Genomic DNA, 17279 nt, shown 5'->3' with positions numbered 1-17279 from the left:
GGGGTTCACCTCTTAGAAATATGGTCTTCGAGTGCAGAAATGTCTCCGTACCAATCTTCTAGTTGGTGGCCTTCCGCTCTATGTTGTTTCATTTTTTCCAAAACAGCTTCATCTAAACGACGATAGGATATGCCAAGTCGTCTCCCGAGTATATAAGCGCTTGAAATCAAGCTCGCCAGCGCATCGATAATCTTGCTGCTGCTGCCTTCCCAAATCGCTTTAAGCAGATGTGCCGCCTGATCAATCACTTCTGTCTTAAGCCATTCAATGACCTTAACCCGCTTAGCTAAATCAAGGTCCCTCTCGTTATTGGACAACCTGTTTCCCTCCTTACATGCAAAAAGAAACGGTTTTACCGTCTTTAAAGACGGATGCGTTCCTTAAGCAAGCTCAGCCCTTCTTACAAGGATTTGCCTTCGATTATAACATAAATTCTTCAATTAGGTTATGGACAGCTCTTCGCGCACAGGAAAACATCTCTTCATTTTTAATTCCAATTAAATTACACTGGAGACAAAGATACATATCCCAAAGTAGGTGGTCACGATGAACGATATTCACCTAAAGTCCGTTCTGCAGGCAATCGAATTCATGCGTAAACATTTAGATGAAGAGCTTACTTCAGAGCAGCTTGCTGCACATGTTGGATATAGTCCGTATCATTTTATAAGAATATTCAAGCAAGTGACAGGCATATCGCCAAGACAATATTTATCGGCCCTGAGAATCGAAACAGGCAAAGTGAACCTGCTGAAAGAATCGTCCCTGCTTGTCAAAATCCTTCATTCAATCGGATTCCAGAGCGCAGGCTCCTTCAATACACGATTTAAACAATTTGTAGGCGTGTCTCCTAAACAATTTCATCGCACTTCCAAGCAACTAACCAGTCACATGAATGAATGGGAGCATAAGAATCTCAAATTGGATACGGTTGAAGCCAAATCAGGAAGTCTTCCCAGACTCACATGCCGCGTTACAGCACCATCATCATTTCGTGGCATTATTTTTGTTGGCTTATTCCCACGTCCTATCCCAGACCAGCGACCTATCATGGGTACAGCTATTAACCAGAACGCAAGATCTTGCACATTCCATCAAATTCCGCATGGCACTTACCATCTGCTGGCAGCAGGCATCGCATGGAGTCTAAATCCGAAGGATTATTTCTTACTCGACAAATCCTTACGTGGAAACTATGAGTCTGCAATCCAGGTGGATGCTGCAACAGATCAGGATGTATCCATCTGCTTGCGCGAACCGCTTCCACAGGACCCGCCGATTGTTATTAATCTCCCGCTTCTATTATTTGAGCAGAGCCAGAAGAAACGGTTTGACCGTCTTTAAGGACGGATGCGTTTCTTAAGGTATTACTTAGGATTTATGATACAAATGTAATAAATTCTATAATACAAAAAACAGAGCAAAGTAGAAGAATTTTCACCTGCTTTTAAAGGTTAAAATTCAATTAAGACTGATTTGTTATACCAAAAACAAGGAGCGTTGCTCATTGATTCAAGAAATGACCATTCAAATTCGTGTCACAGATATTGGGCAAGGTCTGAACTGGTACCGAACTCTACTGGGTAAGGCACCCGATTCAATTCCACATGATGGCTTTGTTGAATGGGAGCTCATGCCCGGCTGCTGGCTCCAAGTCGCGGAAGGATTACCTGCCGAAGGCAGCGGACCTATCCGACTAGGTGTTAGGAATCTCGAAGCTGAACGAGAACGAATAATGCAGCAATTAAATGTCGAATATTTTGAAATCTATTCAAGAGAAGAAGTACCTGTAAAGTGGGCAACCTTCAGCGATCCATGGGGAAATCGACTTGGTTTCTTTGAATACTTCAATAATAAGGAGGATTAATATGCCGCAAATTTGCGTAGTATCCATCTATGTATCAGATATGGAGCTAGCGAAGGATTTTTATTGTGGAAAATTAGGCTTTGAGGTTGACGAAGTTTATGATGAGGGCATTATCGGTTTGCAACACGATAGCGTGCCGCTTATTCTCTGCAAAGTCGAGGGCAATTCGCCTGCTATCTATCCACATCACGCGCAAGTCGTTATTGGTATTCAGACAGACGATATTGTAAATACCATGTCAGCATACAGACAGCAAGGCATTCAATTCATCTATGATACGCCAATGCCGTGTCCTCCAGGTACGTACACAGCATTCAAGGACCCTTTTGGCAACGTGATCGAACTGCTGGAGTTTGCGAAGTAAACGAAAAAAAAGCTCTAGCCATGAAGCATCCCGCTTCTGCTAGAGCGTTCTTATATTTAAACAATAATTAAATCTTTCGGAGCCAAGTTAAAGGATTCGCAGCCATCTTCTGTCGCAATGACGATATCCTCGATACGTACACCGAACTCCCCTGGAATATAGATACCAGGCTCGATGCTGAATACCATACCAGGTTCAACTAACTGCTCATTAGCCTTATGTACATATGGCGCTTCATGAATTTCGATGCCTAGACCATGACCTGTACGGTGCGTGAATAATGGACCGTATCCACCGTCTTCAATGACTTGTCTTGCTGCAAGATCGATGTCCATGAAACGAACACCCGGCTTCACTTTCTTCTGAGCGGTTTCATTCGCCAATCGTACAAGATTATAGACTTCGCGCTGTTTATCGGACGCCTCGCCGATCGCGATCGTACGTGTCATATCGGAGCAATAATGATTGTATACCCCACCCATATCAATAATGAGCATATCACCATGACGAATGGCATCATGACCAGGTGAATGATGCGGGTTAGCACCATTCGGCCCTCTACCGATTCCTGGGCTGAAGGATAGCTCATGTATGCCTTCTTTTTTCCATAGCGATTTCAATTCTTCCACTATTTCAAGCTCTGTGATACCAGGACGAACTTGGGCAATAATTCCCGCCATGACGCGATCAGCCAATTGTCCCGATGTACGGATGAATTCAATCTCTTGCGCATCTTTAATCGTCCGAAGTGGAACAAGCACATGATCGCTCGCCACAAATTTAAGATTCGGTTTCTTCGCCATAAGCGCTAACAGGTTGGCACTCTGCCAAGTATTATCAATTGATACCGTACCCGTATTATCCAAGTATTGCGCTAACAGACCAATATTGTCTTCCCCATCGTTCAAGAATACACATTCCATTTGATTCGGATCAAAATCACCTGTATGAAGAGATGGAGCGAACACGACAGGATCTTTGCCTTGTCTGATCAGAACCGCCAGCAAACGCTCGTGCGGATCAATCCATTTGCCCGTAAAATAAAAAACGTTCGGTGTTGCAGTCACAATTAGCGCATCGCAACCGTTTTGTTCCATTAAATGCTTCACCCTGCGAAATCTGTCCGCATATACGTCTAACATTTGCTTTCAACCCCCTGAAAATATGAACTCCCAATCGTTTCCACTTCACTTTTATCGTAAGTCATCTATTGAATAATTACAAATAAAAATGAAACTGAAAAGTTTCCCCTCTACTCTGAGAACTAATCTACTTCAAAGCAAAGATTCAAACCTTGTGCGGTTATTAATATATATTTTGACACAATTCATTCAATAATATGTTGTATGATGTAATAATTGGTTATTTTTAATTGACATTTAATAGGGATTTATGTTAATCGTTGTATCAAATTGAAGTTATTCAGTAAATATTCAGATCATATTGTTATGATGGTTCTGTATGTGAAAGGTGTTAATTGAAATGAGGAAATCTGTCCTATTCTGTATAAGCCTGATTCTTCTATCATGCATATGTCTTGTTGTTTACCAATTCACCACTAGACCCAATAAACTAACCACATCACCAGCACCAAACTCAACACCTATCCCAAGTACACAACAACCCCATTTTGAAGATGACAATACTTCATTTCGTACCGAACGCACAAGACTGCATCAGTTTATTGTAGACAAGCTCTCAGGCAACTTCGGTGTTTATACGAATTTAATCGATACGGGCCAATCAGACGAAGTCGCAACTGGACATGAGATTCTTAGTGAATCAGCAGGACTGCTCATGAGGTACTATGCATTGACAGAACAAAAGGAAGCATTTGAACGCGAATGGCACAAGGCTAAACAGAACTTCGATCTGAAGACAGGCTTTAGCTATCGATTTAGTCCTAAGCAGAATAAGAAATATACGCTAAATGCTGCTGTGGATGATTTGCGGATAGTCCGTGCCTTGTATGAAGCTGGAGCCCAGTTCCATGATGAACAATATAGTCAAGAAGCTGCAAGCTATGCTACCCGCTTCTTCCAATATAACGTCAAGGAGCATCGACTCTACGACTTCTATGATGAAACCTATCAAATGACCAATTCATTTATTACTCTGTGCTACGTCAATTTCAGTGTGCTTGAACAACTACCAGATCCAAACGGACAAGTACAGGCTCTTCAGTCTAATATGCTGCAAATTGTGCAGAACGGTTATTTGTCGGACCAATTTCCTTTTTATCAGACACGCTACTCTTATGAACAAAAAGCCTATCAATCCGATCAAATCAATACCGTTGAATCCCTCTTAACGATTCTGTCATTGGCTGAAATTAAGCAGCAGAAGCCTGAGAGCATTCAATACATTAAAAAGCATGTGAAATCAGGCACACTTTACGGTCGATATTCACAAGAAGGCAAGCAAACGACCGACATTCAATCCACTGCGATTTATGCTATTACGGCAATAATTGGCGCCCAAATTGGAGATGATACCCTTTACCAAGACAGTATACAAAGAATGAATCAATTCGTTGTGCAGGATGCCACAAGCTCGCTTTACGGCGGTTATGGGGATCCCGCGACTGGGCAGGCGTACTCATTCGACAATCTCATGGCGCTGCTTGCCTACGTATATCTAAACAACAATTAAGAAAGGAATCTATGGACCTATGAACTCAAGCAAGCCTGGATTACTCCGTCTCAATAGCCGTCTTGAGTGGTTCAGCAAATATGTATCTCCCGCAGCGCTAGCCGCTAGCGGTGTACTCATCCTAACAATCGTTGCCTTATTCATTCCTCCCTATATCGGAATGGCGGATAACGGGGATTATTATCGGATTATTTACAGCAATGGCCTTTTTTTTAATGCACCTGACTATGATAGCCAATACCTTGGATTCTTTAATAGAGAATATGGGATATTTCAATATTATAACGAACATACGTCAGAGGTGTTCTCGTCCCAATCGTTATTTATTCATCTGGCGATTTGGCTGAACAAGCTTCTGATTAGTCCGCAAATCTTTGATATCCGAATTCAAGCCGCTATTTATACATTGCTTTATACGATCGCGATCTATTTATTTGTTGAAAGCATCACTTGGCAAACACCAAAGAAGTATGGCTATCCTATTGCATTGCTCGCCATTTTTATATTTGGAGATTCGGGTTATACCGCTTACTTCAACTCTTTCTTTGGCGAAAGCAACGTTCTGATTATGATGATCCTGCTGTTCTCATCGGGTTTATTGCTCTATCGAAATCGATATAATGACTACGTCATGCTCGCCCTGTTCACGATTAGCGGTCTTATGTTAACGACGAGCAAGCAGCAGAATGCACCCGTTGGCATCATCATTGCCATAATGGGGGTTACTCTTGTTCTTATTCGCAAACAAAAGCTGTTTCGAACCCTGACAATCTGCTCTCTTATAGGCTTACTATTTGCAGGGATAGGCACTTATTTACTAATACCGAAGGAATTCGTCAACATCAACAAGTACCATGCGATGACAAGGGGGATTCTAATGGAGTCCGCAGACCCTGAGGTGGCACTACGCTACTTTGACATCGATAGACAATATGCCATATTAAATAAAAGTATTTATTACGAGCCGTACACACCGGTTGACGTGGATTCTGCAATTTTGGAGAAGAATTTCTACAGCAAGTATGGTTTCGGCTCCATTCTGACCTACTACATAACGAATCCGGATCAAGCAGGTAAACTTCTCAACTTGGCTGCCAAAAGCGCATTTACGATTCGCCCGCCAGCTATGGGTAATTATGAGAAAGCAGTAGGCAAGCCCTTTGGAACTCAGACGAATTTCTTCTCTGGATATAGTCTATTGAAGGCTTACCTCACCCCTTCTACCTTTGGATTCATTGTCATTTGGATCATTCTGATTATAGGCTGTTATTTACCTTCATTCATCTCCGCAATCAGAACGAGAAATAAAAGACTCGCCCTGCGATTGCCGCTTATTGTCATGATGATGCTCATGGGTCTATCTGGCATTCTAGTATCGATTATAGGGGCTGGGGATGCCGATTTAGCGAAACACGTATTTCTGTTTACCGCTGCATTCGATATCGTGACCTTCCTATTCATCGCAGATGCAATTCGTCGCAGGCTATGGCAAAAGGAGCGATAATCCAATTTCATCAGCTGTTGTCAAACAAGGTGGAGGTACTGTATGAACCTAAACATAACCCATTTTCACAAAGTGCTCATCCTTTCGCTTATGCTCATGCTCATCACGCCCTCAGTACATGTACAAGCTGCAGAGACGAAGCCACAGGTACAGGTTCTCCTTCTCTATGACAGTCTTGCTAAGCATACTGCACAAGAGGGTAATGTTGAGGCGCTTAAGCGAATGCTTGCAGCCTACGGTGTACAAGTTACATTCACAAGCATCGATCAATATGTTTCAGGACTCATCACAAAGTTTAATAAAGTCATTTATATCCAGAACGCAGGTGATTTATCGATCACGAATCCCGATTATTTGCACGATATGGAGGGCTATACAGGGGATTACATGCATATTGGCAAGCAGATACCTGCCAAGTTACAACGCCAGCTGGGGGTTCAAATAGCGACAACCCTTCCATCATCGATTCAATTCCAAATCGATCGGTTCTCGCAAACCATTACGAATGACCAGAGCCTTACGTATATGGTTAGCGCAATAGGCACGACATACGGAAGCCTCATTTCTGACAGTACCGAATTACATGCGCCATTCGCTGTATGCAATGGATCTTATGCTTATATTCCTTATTATCAGCAGGGCAATTTAAGTGAGCTTATGATGGCTTATCCACTTAAAGATTGGCTCGGTGTAACCCGTGAGGCGCAAACGTATCTCCTGTTCAAAGTGATTTATCCATTTTCTGATCTGTCCTTATTAAAGCAATTAGCCGATCAGCTTTTTGACGCAGGCATTCCTTTTATGGTCAGCGCTCGTCCTGTATTCGAGAACACCGATTATCCTGCTATGTTGCGCTACCTCGAAGCCTTGAAATATGTGCAAGCAAAGAATGGAACGATATTGATCAATGCGCCAGTCGTACAACCAACCATAAGTCAAGAACGGCCTCTCAAGGAACAAATGGAGTCCTTCATCGACGTATTAGCCGATTACGGAATTGCTCCACTTGGAATCGGAGCTGAAATGTATTGGTCATATGATCGGCTATATGGAAGCTCTGGAATGGGATTCTTCAATTCCGCTATCCTGTTCCCTGATGAAACCATTAGACACCGTGAGGAGACACCTACCGCTTATTCATTCGCGTTCTCTGGCTTTAGTTTAAGTGCCGAAAACACGCAGGAGATTAATTATTCTGGTATAACATCGCCACAACTGCCGATGGATACAATGCTTACTTATGATTTCATAGATGATGAAACTAAGCTTGCGCAATTGGTTGATAGCATCAGGAATAGCTGGAGATTATTCGGTGATTATAAGAATGAATCACATACCGTTCAAACATCCAAGAACACAATCGTTTCAAATCAAGGCATTCTTACGATTAATCAGCAGGTAATAGATTTGAACGAAGCGCCTAAGATTATTGAAACTAATTATGACTATGTAGAAAAACAGAAGCAAAGCTTTGCAACCTTGTTTAATATTCAGAATAAAATTTTTGCTATTCTTATTCTTATTTCACTAGTTGTTTTTGGTTTTCTGCTGATCATAGGAGCCAGATTGTATAAACGCAAATATAAGAATCAAAGGAGACAATAATGACAATTTCAGACGTACTCATGCTCATCTCCGTCATTTGTATCTGGTCTCTGCTGCTCGTGAATGTCGTGCTCATCATTGCTGGTTATTTGTATTACATGAAGGTTGAGCATGATCCGCTGCCTACGATTCAAGGAGAGCCACCTTTCGTGTCGATCATGGTACCTGCGCATAACGAGGGCAAAGTCATCATTCAAACCGTTGAATCCCTTCTTGCCTTTGATTATCCGCATGATAAGTACGAAATCATTGTGATCAACGATAATTCTTCTGATAATAGCGATCTTCTCCTTCGCAATCTGCAGGATAAATACGCACAGCGCAACTTAATTGTGATTAATACGGATGCTACGACGGGCGGCAAAGGCAAATCCAATGCTTTGAACATCGGCTTCAAGCAAAGCCAAGGTGAACTCATCGCCATTTATGACGCGGACAACACACCTGAAAAAGGAGCCTTACGCTATCTGGTCGCCGAGATTATGAATGATGCATCCCTCGGGGCGGTTATTGGTAAATTTAGAACACGCAATCGCAACACGAATTTATTAACTCGATTTATCAATATTGAGACGTTATCCTTCCAATGGATGGCCCAAGCTGGCCGCTGGCAGCTATTCAAGCTATGTACCATTCCAGGCACGAACTTTATTATGCGTCGTCACATTATTGAAGAGATTGGCGGGTGGGATGTTAAGGCAATTGCAGAAGATACCGAGATTAGCTTCCGAATCTACTTGATGGGCTACAAAATCAAATTTCAGCCCAAAGCCGTAACCTGGGAGCAAGAGCCTCAAACGCTCAAGGTTTGGTTTAAACAGCGCACGAGATGGGCCAAAGGGAATATCTATGTCATCATCAAGAACATCCCTCTTCTCTTTAAGCGTTCAGCTCACAAAATCAAATTTGATATTCTCTATTTTCTATCCATTTATTTTTTGCTATTAACATCCCTTGTTATCTCAGATCTATTACTAATCTTTAATGCTTTAGGATTTGTTCACACAACAATCGCAAGCTTCAGTTCATTTCTCTGGTTGTTAGCCATTACGCTCTTTATCTTGGGCACCTTCTTAACGATCATTACAGAAAAAGGAGAAATGCGATTATCGAATATCTGGATCATCATGCTGATGTACGTCAGTTATTGTCAGCTCTGGATGATCGTCTCTGTAAATGGCCTGTACAACTATTTCAAAGATGTCATTTTCAAGCGTGAAGTTAAATGGTATAAAACAGAACGATTCTAGAACAAGGAGGAGTGCTTATGAATAAGCGATTCATTTGGATAAGCATCATATGCCTAGCTTTATTAATAACGCCAATAGTGCCAGTGTCTATAGCAAATGCCGAGACTAGCAGTCCTCGAACGTATGACCTGTCATTTATCGATTCCAATACTTCCTTATCTGGAATCTCAACAGCTAAGAATCAATATTTCAACATCGATCCGAATTGGAATGTAAATGAAGTTGTCTTTCATCTGGATTATCAAGCAACACCTTTGACAGATGATAATCGGTCCAGCGTCACGCTATCGATCAACGGAACTGACTTTCATGCTTTTCGTCCAATTAAAGCTGATCTAACCAAACAACGATTAACGATCATCATTCCCAACGAATTAATTATAAAAGGGACAAACACCCTTTCGGTGCGGGGCAATATCCAGCTGCCTAATGACAACTTGATTTGTATTACGGATAATACCAGGGAAAATTGGCTTCAATTGTACAACACATCCGGCATTACGATTCATTACACGAACGCACCTTTGGAACCGAGTATTCGCGAATTCAATCGATTATTTACAAGCATCGATACCATTGCAGACCACAAGAATGCTATAGCCGTATCGGAACAGAGCAGTTCACAAGAGCTAGAGGCAGCCATATATGCCCTCTCGGGGTTTGCCAAAGCGAATCCATTAAAATCGCGAACTACTATACCGCTTTTCACCTCCAACAAGGACATGAGTGATAAACAAGCTGTTGTCATGATCGCTTTATACGATCATCTTCCTGCTACATATAAAGGACTGTTAGGCACACCTGACCTAAACAACAAAGCGCTTATTCAATTAGTCAATGCGAATACACAGCCTACGCTTGTGATCACCTCGAATGATCCGAATCTACTTGTGAAAGCAGGTCGCTTTGTCGCGAACCAAGAACTGATGGGGCAAATCGATAGTGACAAGAAGATCATTGATGACAATACGGATGTCACAACACGTATGGTGAATATGAATCAGAATATCGTTTTGACTGAAAATGGAGAAGAACTACGGGGGCCTTGGCGTCAAGAACGATCCTTTTTTATCGCCCTCCCTGCTAGTCGTACCATTGCAGATTCAAGCAAGATTAAATTGGATTTCCGTTATGCCAAAAATTTAGATTTTGACCGCTCCATGGTGACGATATACGTCAATAACACGCCAATCGGGAGCAAGAAGCTGACACCAGAATTTGCGGATGGTGATAGCCTAACCCTACCTATCCCCAAAAATTTGAATGTAGCAGGCAATTTCAGTGTATCCGTCGCATTTGATCTGGAGATGACGGGTACTGGTTGTATCGATTACCAAAATGAAATGCCTTGGGCATTTATTACGAAGGATTCTCTGATCCAGCTTAACACCAAGGATCAAACGAATCTCTTATTCAACAATTATCCATATCCCTTCATGCGGGACGGAAATTACAGTCAAGTCGCCGTTGTAATGCCAGCCGAACGTGACCAATATACGTATCTCACCCTAACCAATTTATTTAATTTACTTGGACAATTTGCCGAAGGAAATACAGGAAATGTAAACTTCTTTGAGGATAATGTCGGGTCTGATGCCTTGCAGGGTCGCTCAATTATTGCGATTGGGTCGTATCAGAATAACAAAGTTATTCAAGCCAATAACGACAAGCTCTTTTTTCAATATGCACCTAATGGAACTGAGTTTCAATCCAATGAAAAAATGAGTATTGACCCTAGCTACGGCAAGCGGATTGGAACCTTACAGCTAATCGAATCTCCTTATAGCCCGGGAAATGGCTTATTAGCCGTTACTGGCGCTGGATCCGAATATTATTATCTTGCGTCCAAACTAATCGCTAGTTCAAGCTCGATTTGGCAAATATACGGCGATGCAGCCGTGACCGACAAGGATGGCACGATTCAATCCTTCCGATTCAAAAAGCAAGCTGGAGAAGAACAAGTATCGCCAATTAAGGATATCCTGCAAAATAAGAATACACTCGTTTTCCTAGTCACCTTCTCACTCATTCTCATACTCGTTCTTGTCTCGTTAATCCTGATTCTTCGTAAATATCGGATGAAACGGAGGAATAAATAATGAGACGAAATCAAAGCAGCTTATTGTCGGATAGTGCCTTTCTGCTCCTATTTATTCTTTGCTTTGTAAGTATTATTGTGACTTCAGGAGATGGCGACCAATCGCACTATCTGACGAACATTATTGTGCTGAACATCGCCTTCCTGATTGCGATCATTACGTATTTCTTTAATTTAATTACGGGATTAGTGCTGAATATCATTTTTATTTTTGGTTATGGCTCATTCATTCTCTATCAGACGCTTGTCATCGGCACTGCCGTTGAATCACTGAATTATTTCTGGTTAGTCATTACCCCCCTCTTCACCGTTATCACTTGGGCGATGACACTAGCCAATAAACGACTCCAGGCAGAGAATGCCCGTCTCCAGAAGAGAAATGAGATATTAGCTACAGTAGACGAAAATACCAACTTGAAAAATACACGGTCATTCCATAAGGACGCTGAAGTCTTCATGGCCTTGTCTACCCGCTATCAAATTCCGATAACCCTGCTCATGATCACGGTTAAATACTGGGATGAATTGAAGCGGATGATCAATGAGGATCAGATGAATGAAATTATCATGGAGATTTCCAAGCTAAGCGAGACGAGCGTACGCATGAACGATTCGTTGTACATGTTTGATAATGTAAGCCCTACATGGGGGTTGCTATTGTTCACAGAACACTCTGGAGCCGACATCGTTATCGAACGGATCAAACAAAAAATCGATGTGCTGAATGCCAATGAATTCGCGGACAACTATAAAATTCATCTACAGCTTAGAATCGGAGCGATCGAATATAACCCCGATACCATTTCTTCGCCGCTTGATTTTATTGTACAGGCCAAAGGTCAGTTGGAATACGATGTATAACTAGAGTAAAGGGCTGCTCGCCCTGTCTCTGACAGGTACTTTCGTCACGCATCATACGAAAGAAATGTGTAGGCTCTGTTAGCTCACACATTTCTTTTTTAATCACAAATCCTGTGTAATGCGGGTACCCGCTTTACCATCCAGAGCCAGATCCGCCTGATCCAGGGAGCAAATGACAGCGGTTCCGCCTTTCTCAGCAAAGCCTATGGCTGATTCCATTTTAGGCCCCATGCTACCGGCACTGAACTGGCCCTCATCCGCATACTGCTTGGCTTCTTTCAGTGAGATCGTCCCCAGTGATTTTTGATCCGGTTTCCCATAGTTCACAAACACGTTCTGGACATCGGTCAAAATCATGAAAACATCCGCATGCACATCCTGGGCAAGCTGGTAGCCGCTGCGGTCTTTATCGATGACGGCTTCCACGCCCACAAGGGTTCCGTCCGCTTGTCGGGATACAGGAATACCTCCGCCACCGGCGGCAATTACAATGGCCCCTTGGTTGGTCAGAGACCCAATTACATCTGCTCCGATGATGGATTTTGGCATAGGAGACGGAACGACACGACGCCAACCTCTGCCCGCATCTTCCTTGACAATCCAGCCTTTATCTCCTGCAAGTCGGTTGGCTTCTTCTTCGCTGTAGAAAACACCAATTGGTTTAGTTGGATTTTGAAATGCCGGATCTTCTCTTGATACCTCGGTTTGTGTCAGCATGCTCGTAACAGCATTGTTTAATCCGAGCTTTTGAAGCTCATTTTTCAGGCATTGGTCCATCATATACCCGATAAAGCCTTGGGATTCTGCGCTGCACACATCAAGTGGAAACTGCGGAACCACTTCCTTGGCTTCGTCCTGCTGACGTAGTATATTTCCTACCTGTGGGCCGTTTCCATGTGTGATAACCACTTCATAACCCTGCTTCACAATGCGGGCGATCACCTCACAGCTTTTTCGAACGTTTTCCAGTTGATTTTCATAGGTTGCCTGCTGTTTAGGTTGTAAAATAGCATTGCCGCCAAGAGCAATCACAACTTTTTGTGCCAATTTGAATTCCTCCTTATGATCAGCATACCGATCAGTATGCCAAATGCTGTATCCAGTCCCGAGCTGTGTCCTACACACAGCAATTCTCGGGTCCGTTCATTTAAGTTGTCTGTATCCTTTTGAAGAAGGGCATTCAAGACACCTGTCACCACCGAACTGAAGTTCTGATTCAGTGCATACTTCAGGTATTCCCGGCTGATATCGGTGGTCAGGACTTCTTTCTCTACCAGTTCAGATAAATGCAAGCGAAATGTATCCGTGAACATCCCCGTTACCGCATCCACAGCGAGCATTCCCGCGAGCATATCATCTCCAGAAGGTGTTAGGCCTTCCCCTCGCCCAATCCAGTATCTGAGCACTTTATCTATCTGCGACAAGTCTTGGGTCTGAGCCGCATCCATTAGCTGCATAACCTTCCGTTCACTATCCGAGCAGGAAGCATGAGGTTCCTTTATGAAGCATTCGATAAAATGATCCACCGAAATACCTGCTCCTGTAGGCTGACCATGAATCAGCAGCTCAGCTGCAAACGCATTCAAAAGACAGAGCAACTCCTCCTGCTGATCTATTGTCAATCCTATATCGGAATGATAAGCGTCCTTAGGATCCAATTGAATAGAGAACGAGGAAAAGAGAAGAGACGACATACTGATGTCATAGAGAACCTTTTCATCTTTTTTGATCAATGAAATGAGCTCCGGCACATGCGTATCTTCGAGATGGATGCCGAAGGGAAGCTTGCCATTCTTCGTGCTGCCTATAAAAATAAGTCCAGCTCCCATTCGGATATTCCAACCATTCTGAAACACACTATGCACATAGCCTTGTTCACCTGAATGGAGGAGAGGAAGCACAGCGGAGCTGAACTTCCCTTCTACCTGGATTGAATGTCTCATACCGCTCTCCCCCTTTCCTTCGTTTCGTTAAATCAGTCCCAGCTTTTGTGCATAAGCTTCAAGAGCTTTCTCGAAGCAAGCCAGTGGTGCGCGAACTGTACCTGCCCCGATTTGGCCGACTCCAGGTTCTTTGTGCGCAATACCGGTATTAATCACGGGTGTGATGCCCGTTTCTACTACTTTCCTTGCATCAATACCGAGACAAATTCCTTGGAAGTTCCAAGTTGGAATCGTGAAGTTAGGGTTATGGCCGATACAGATTTCCGTCATTTCATTGCTAGTTGCCAGCGCATCTTCAAATCCGCCAGCACCCACAAATCGAGTAACACCAGGAGCAGCCACCATAGCCATACCGCCAACACCGAATGCTTCCGTAATGGCACTATCACCGATATCCGGGTTCGCCATATCTTGAGAGTATCCTGTGAAGAACAAGCCCTGTGGGGTATTAACTGGAGCGGTAAACCACTCGTCTCCCATACCGCTGATCCGGATTCCGAAGTTTTTGCCGTTTCTCGACATAGCCGTTACTACGGTACCATGCTCAATCGTTCTTGCAGCATCCAGTACCGCTTTAGAGGTTGCCATGGCAATATTCAGGAAAAACTGATCGGTATCAGCTAGGAACTTCACCACGTCGAATTTATCTTTTTCGGATGCATTCGTTTGTAGGATATAAGGACTGATTTCTTTCAAGAATACGAGAGAAGCAGCGATATTCCGCTGATGGAATTCGTCTCCCATAGTAATTGCCTTTGCTAGCATGACATTAATATTCAGGCCGTTCTCGGTCTGGGATAAAGCTTTAGAGAGGGTAGGCGCCAGCACATCCCTCATCCAGTTCAGGCGCTGAACAACCTCATCGGAATAGGCTCCAAAGCGCAGCACTTTTCCGATTCCTTCATTCATCGTGCAATAAGCACGGTTGCCGTCTGTCTGATTTTCTACAACCAGAAGCGGCATGTTCGCAGAAGTGATGCCGCCCATTGGCCCCACGGCTTTGACGTGATGACATGGAATGAAAGTCACTTCTCCTTGTTTCAGCATGGTCATCGCTTCTTCTTCATTCGCCGCCCAGCCTTCGAACAAGGAAGCCCCGATACAAGCACCCTGCATAGGGCCTGTCATATCTTCGAATTCAATAGGTGGACCGGCGTGCAGAAGTACCCTTCCGTTTAATTGTTCTACTACCGATTTGGCAGGAACCACGTCCACTAGGAACGGGGCACCGGCTACTATTTTTTGTATGACTGCCTGATTTGATTCATCTATTGTTTGATAAGGTCCGTACATGCTGCATCCTCCTAATCGATATATATTTACTTAAGCAGGCTCAGAATCTTACGCATTCTTTCATTGCCACCAGCTACCGGGCGCCAGTCAAAGTGAACGGCGCTTCCGCCGTAGCTAGTTACCGCATTCACAAACTTCTTGAGTCCAACATTGACAACTCCCGGTTTTCCGTTCAGCAGCTTGGTGATGGCTTCAGAAATCTCGATGTCTCCTTGTTCTGCCTGCTCTGCAGGAGTGAATGATTTATCCTTTTCTTGAAGCTGGATGCCCATCATCGCGAGGGCGGTCCGTACAGCCTGGTTGTTGCTGTCTTTGACAATGACACCTGCTTGCTCTAGCTTGGTTTTTTGCTCTTGATAATCCTGCGGGTCTTTTTCGGTTCCGCACACCGTTGCCACGAAATACAGGTTTTTGCCTTTTGCTTTGGCTTCGCTTTGTGTTTTCTTAATGATTGGCAGCAGGGCACCGACCATATCTTCATGGGAGCCGTACCCTAGAACGACATCCAATAAAATAATCGCCGTGGATTCATCCTGGGCAGCCTGCTCGATGTAATGGATTCTCGTTTCCGGATCAATCATCGGGTGAGGCTTACCTTGCGTATACTTGTCATCTCCAAGGTCGATTACTTCATGGCCTTTGGCTTTCAGCATGTACCCGTCTTCATGGATCAGCTGACCCAGCTCAAGACCTTTAGACATAAGGACAGCGGTTTCATAAGCGAGTGTACCGCCGGAATACAGACCTTTAATTGCGGTTTGCTCCGGTTTCAGCTCAGCTTTCGGAGCTTCTGTGTCCAGTTTGTTGTAGTTCGCCTTGATTTCTCTGTCTTTAGACAGGTCAACGGCTATCATAGCAGTCTCTTCCAGCGTATGGGCGTAAAATACGTTGCCTTCATGCACCTGCGGTTCTTCACCGACGAAAATAGCAACCACAGGCTTCGATACGCGGTGCAAAAGCCGTACTACCTGATTCCGCACTTCTTTGGCAGGCGGTTTGGAAATAACTACGATCACTTCGGTGGCATTGTGCTTCTCAAGTCCTTGAATGGTATCCAACATCGTAATAGCCCCAATCGTTTCAGAGAGGTCACGTCCTCCTGTTCCAATGGCATGGCTCACCCCGCCGCCTAGACGGTCAATGAGAGTGGTGACTTCCTGAATACCTGTTCCCGAAGCACCGACAACTCCAATGTTGCCTTCTTTTACTACGTTGGCGAATGCTACCGGAACACCGGATAGTATTCCGGTTCCGCAGTCCGGTCCCATGACCAGCAAACCTTTTTCATGCGCTTTTTGTTTCAGACGCAATTCGTCCTGGATGTCAACGTTATCGCTAAAGATAAAGGCGTGCAGCCCGCGGTCAAGTGCTTTTTCCGCTTCTTCCGCCGCATATTGGCCAGGTACGGAGATCAGGGCAAGATTAGCATTAGGCAGCGCCTGCAACGCCTTGTCCCAAGTACGCACGGATTCGAATTCCTGCTTGCTGCTGCTTACTGCCTGGTTCTTCAGTTCATCTTCAATGGTGGCTAGCACCTCGGATACTTTTTCTTCACTTTCTGTGCGGATCACGATACACATATCGTTAGGACCCGCTTTTTCCAGTTCATCCGTATACATGCCGGTATTTTGGAAAATATCTTTATTTGCTGGCGTCCCCATCATAATGGAGGCTTGGTTTACTCCGTCCATGGTGGAAATCTTGTTGGTTAAGAGCATGAGGTTAACCGAATCTTGATAGGAATTTTCTTTGATTATGGAATATAGCATAAGTACAAGCACCTCTTCCGTCATATAAGTTGATTCTCATTGAAGCGGCAAAGCGGCATTAGATTAAAGAATC

The 17279-nt window shown here is 43.8% G+C and carries 15 protein-coding genes; 9 read left to right on the top strand and 6 right to left on the bottom strand.

The genetic code is table 11. The features are described 5' to 3' along the window. Positions 1-5: 5 nt before the first annotated feature. Positions 6-317, bottom strand: a complete 312-nt coding sequence (locus E0485_RS16535; protein WP_132419174.1) for a MazG-like family protein — start codon at positions 315-317, stop codon at positions 6-8. A gap of 229 nt (positions 318-546) precedes the next feature. On the opposite strand from E0485_RS16535, the gene E0485_RS16530 reads away from it, so the two are divergent. The 3 genes from E0485_RS16530 (at position 547) to E0485_RS16520 (ending at position 2231) form a co-directional block, all read left to right on the top strand. Further along, a complete protein-coding gene (locus E0485_RS16530) occupies positions 547-1344 on the top strand; it encodes a helix-turn-helix domain-containing protein (RefSeq protein WP_132419172.1) in 798 nt (265 codons plus the stop codon). A gap of 163 nt (positions 1345-1507) precedes the next feature. Beyond that, positions 1508-1867 carry a VOC family protein gene (locus E0485_RS16525; protein WP_132419170.1) on the top strand — a complete coding sequence of 120 codons (360 nt, stop codon included), beginning with the start codon at positions 1508-1510 and terminating at the stop codon, positions 1865-1867. A gap of 1 nt (position 1868) precedes the next feature. Continuing rightward, complete coding sequence (locus E0485_RS16520) at positions 1869-2231, top strand: VOC family protein (RefSeq protein ID WP_132419168.1); 363 nt, start codon at positions 1869-1871, stop codon at positions 2229-2231. 56 nt (positions 2232-2287) lie between these two features. Here the strand turns inward: E0485_RS16520 and E0485_RS16515 are convergent, their stop codons facing one another. Continuing rightward, positions 2288-3373 carry a M24 family metallopeptidase gene (locus E0485_RS16515; RefSeq protein ID WP_132419167.1) on the bottom strand — a complete coding sequence of 362 codons (1086 nt, stop codon included), beginning with the start codon at positions 3371-3373 and terminating at the stop codon, positions 2288-2290. Positions 3374-3713: 340 nt separating this feature from the next. On the opposite strand from E0485_RS16515, the gene E0485_RS16510 reads away from it, so the two are divergent. The 6 genes from E0485_RS16510 to E0485_RS16485 are packed head-to-tail and all read left to right on the top strand — an operon-like array spanning position 3714 to position 12201. Beyond that, on the top strand, positions 3714-4883 hold the full coding sequence (locus E0485_RS16510; protein WP_132419165.1) for a glycosyl hydrolase family 8: 1170 nt from the start codon (positions 3714-3716) through the stop codon (positions 4881-4883). Between the two features lie 19 nt (positions 4884-4902). Then, positions 4903-6387, top strand: coding sequence for a glycan biosynthesis hexose transferase WsfD (gene wsfD / locus E0485_RS16505; RefSeq protein ID WP_207911000.1), 1485 nt, complete (start codon positions 4903-4905; stop codon positions 6385-6387). Between the two features lie 42 nt (positions 6388-6429). Continuing rightward, positions 6430-7992, top strand: coding sequence for a hypothetical protein (locus E0485_RS16500; RefSeq protein ID WP_132419164.1), 1563 nt, complete (start codon positions 6430-6432; stop codon positions 7990-7992). Beyond that, positions 7992-9242, top strand: a complete 1251-nt coding sequence (locus E0485_RS16495) for a glycosyltransferase family 2 protein (protein ID WP_132419162.1) — start codon at positions 7992-7994, stop codon at positions 9240-9242. Before E0485_RS16500 ends, E0485_RS16495 begins: the two co-directional genes overlap by 1 nt. Positions 9243-9259: 17 nt before the next feature. Continuing rightward, positions 9260-11341, top strand: coding sequence for a cellulose biosynthesis cyclic di-GMP-binding regulatory protein BcsB (locus E0485_RS16490; RefSeq protein ID WP_132419160.1), 2082 nt, complete (start codon positions 9260-9262; stop codon positions 11339-11341). Beyond that, positions 11341-12201 carry a GGDEF domain-containing protein gene (locus tag E0485_RS16485; protein WP_132419158.1) on the top strand — a complete coding sequence of 287 codons (861 nt, stop codon included), beginning with the start codon at positions 11341-11343 and terminating at the stop codon, positions 12199-12201. Before E0485_RS16490 ends, E0485_RS16485 begins: the two co-directional genes overlap by 1 nt. Before the next feature lie 102 nt (positions 12202-12303). On the opposite strand, the gene arcC is transcribed toward E0485_RS16485, so the two are convergent. From arcC to fdrA, 4 genes are read right to left on the bottom strand one after another with little or no spacing between them, the layout of a single operon-like run. Next, positions 12304-13248 (bottom strand): carbamate kinase, encoded by a 945-nt coding sequence (gene arcC, locus E0485_RS16480; protein ID WP_132419157.1) that lies wholly within the window; start codon positions 13246-13248, stop codon positions 12304-12306. Continuing rightward, entirely contained in the window at positions 13230-14144 is a 915-nt protein-coding gene (locus E0485_RS16475; RefSeq protein WP_132419155.1) for a DUF2877 domain-containing protein, read from the bottom strand. The genes arcC and E0485_RS16475 overlap by 19 nt, the downstream gene beginning before the upstream one ends. Before the next feature lie 27 nt (positions 14145-14171). Next, a complete protein-coding gene (locus tag E0485_RS16470) occupies positions 14172-15437 on the bottom strand; it encodes a YlbE family protein (RefSeq protein WP_132419154.1) in 1266 nt (421 codons plus the stop codon). A 26-nt stretch (positions 15438-15463) separates the two neighbouring features. Further along, complete coding sequence (gene fdrA / locus E0485_RS16465) at positions 15464-17206, bottom strand: acyl-CoA synthetase FdrA (protein WP_132419210.1); 1743 nt, start codon at positions 17204-17206, stop codon at positions 15464-15466. Positions 17207-17279 lie beyond the last annotated feature (73 nt).

It is taken from the genome of Paenibacillus albiflavus, from assembly GCF_004344915.1.
Classification (GTDB): Bacteria; Bacillota; Bacilli; order Paenibacillales; family NBRC-103111; genus Paenibacillus_AM; species Paenibacillus_AM albiflavus.
The sequence above is the reverse complement of the archived record's forward strand: the minus strand, read 5'-3'. Positions and strand labels throughout refer to the sequence as shown.

Excerpts from the sequence above, each read along its gene's own strand:
- fdrA (WP_132419210.1), bottom strand. The coding sequence starts at position 17,206 with ATGCTATATTCCATAATCAAAGAAAATTCCTATCAAGATTCGGTTAAC.
- E0485_RS16515 (WP_132419167.1), bottom strand. The coding sequence starts at position 3,373 with ATGTTAGACGTATATGCGGACAGATTTCGCAGGGTGAAGCATTTAATG.
- E0485_RS16470 (WP_132419154.1), bottom strand. The coding sequence starts at position 15,437 with ATGTACGGACCTTATCAAACAATAGATGAATCAAATCAGGCAGTCATA.
- wsfD (WP_207911000.1), top strand. The coding sequence starts at position 4,903 with ATGAACTCAAGCAAGCCTGGATTACTCCGTCTCAATAGCCGTCTTGAG.
- E0485_RS16510 (WP_132419165.1), top strand. The coding sequence starts at position 3,714 with ATGAGGAAATCTGTCCTATTCTGTATAAGCCTGATTCTTCTATCATGC.
- E0485_RS16500 (WP_132419164.1), top strand. The coding sequence starts at position 6,430 with ATGAACCTAAACATAACCCATTTTCACAAAGTGCTCATCCTTTCGCTT.
- E0485_RS16485 (WP_132419158.1), top strand. The coding sequence starts at position 11,341 with ATGAGACGAAATCAAAGCAGCTTATTGTCGGATAGTGCCTTTCTGCTC.
- E0485_RS16490 (WP_132419160.1), top strand. The coding sequence starts at position 9,260 with ATGAATAAGCGATTCATTTGGATAAGCATCATATGCCTAGCTTTATTA.
- E0485_RS16475 (WP_132419155.1), bottom strand. The coding sequence starts at position 14,144 with ATGAGACATTCAATCCAGGTAGAAGGGAAGTTCAGCTCCGCTGTGCTT.
- E0485_RS16520 (WP_132419168.1), top strand. The coding sequence starts at position 1,869 with ATGCCGCAAATTTGCGTAGTATCCATCTATGTATCAGATATGGAGCTA.
- E0485_RS16495 (WP_132419162.1), top strand. The coding sequence starts at position 7,992 with ATGACAATTTCAGACGTACTCATGCTCATCTCCGTCATTTGTATCTGG.
- E0485_RS16530 (WP_132419172.1), top strand. The coding sequence starts at position 547 with ATGAACGATATTCACCTAAAGTCCGTTCTGCAGGCAATCGAATTCATG.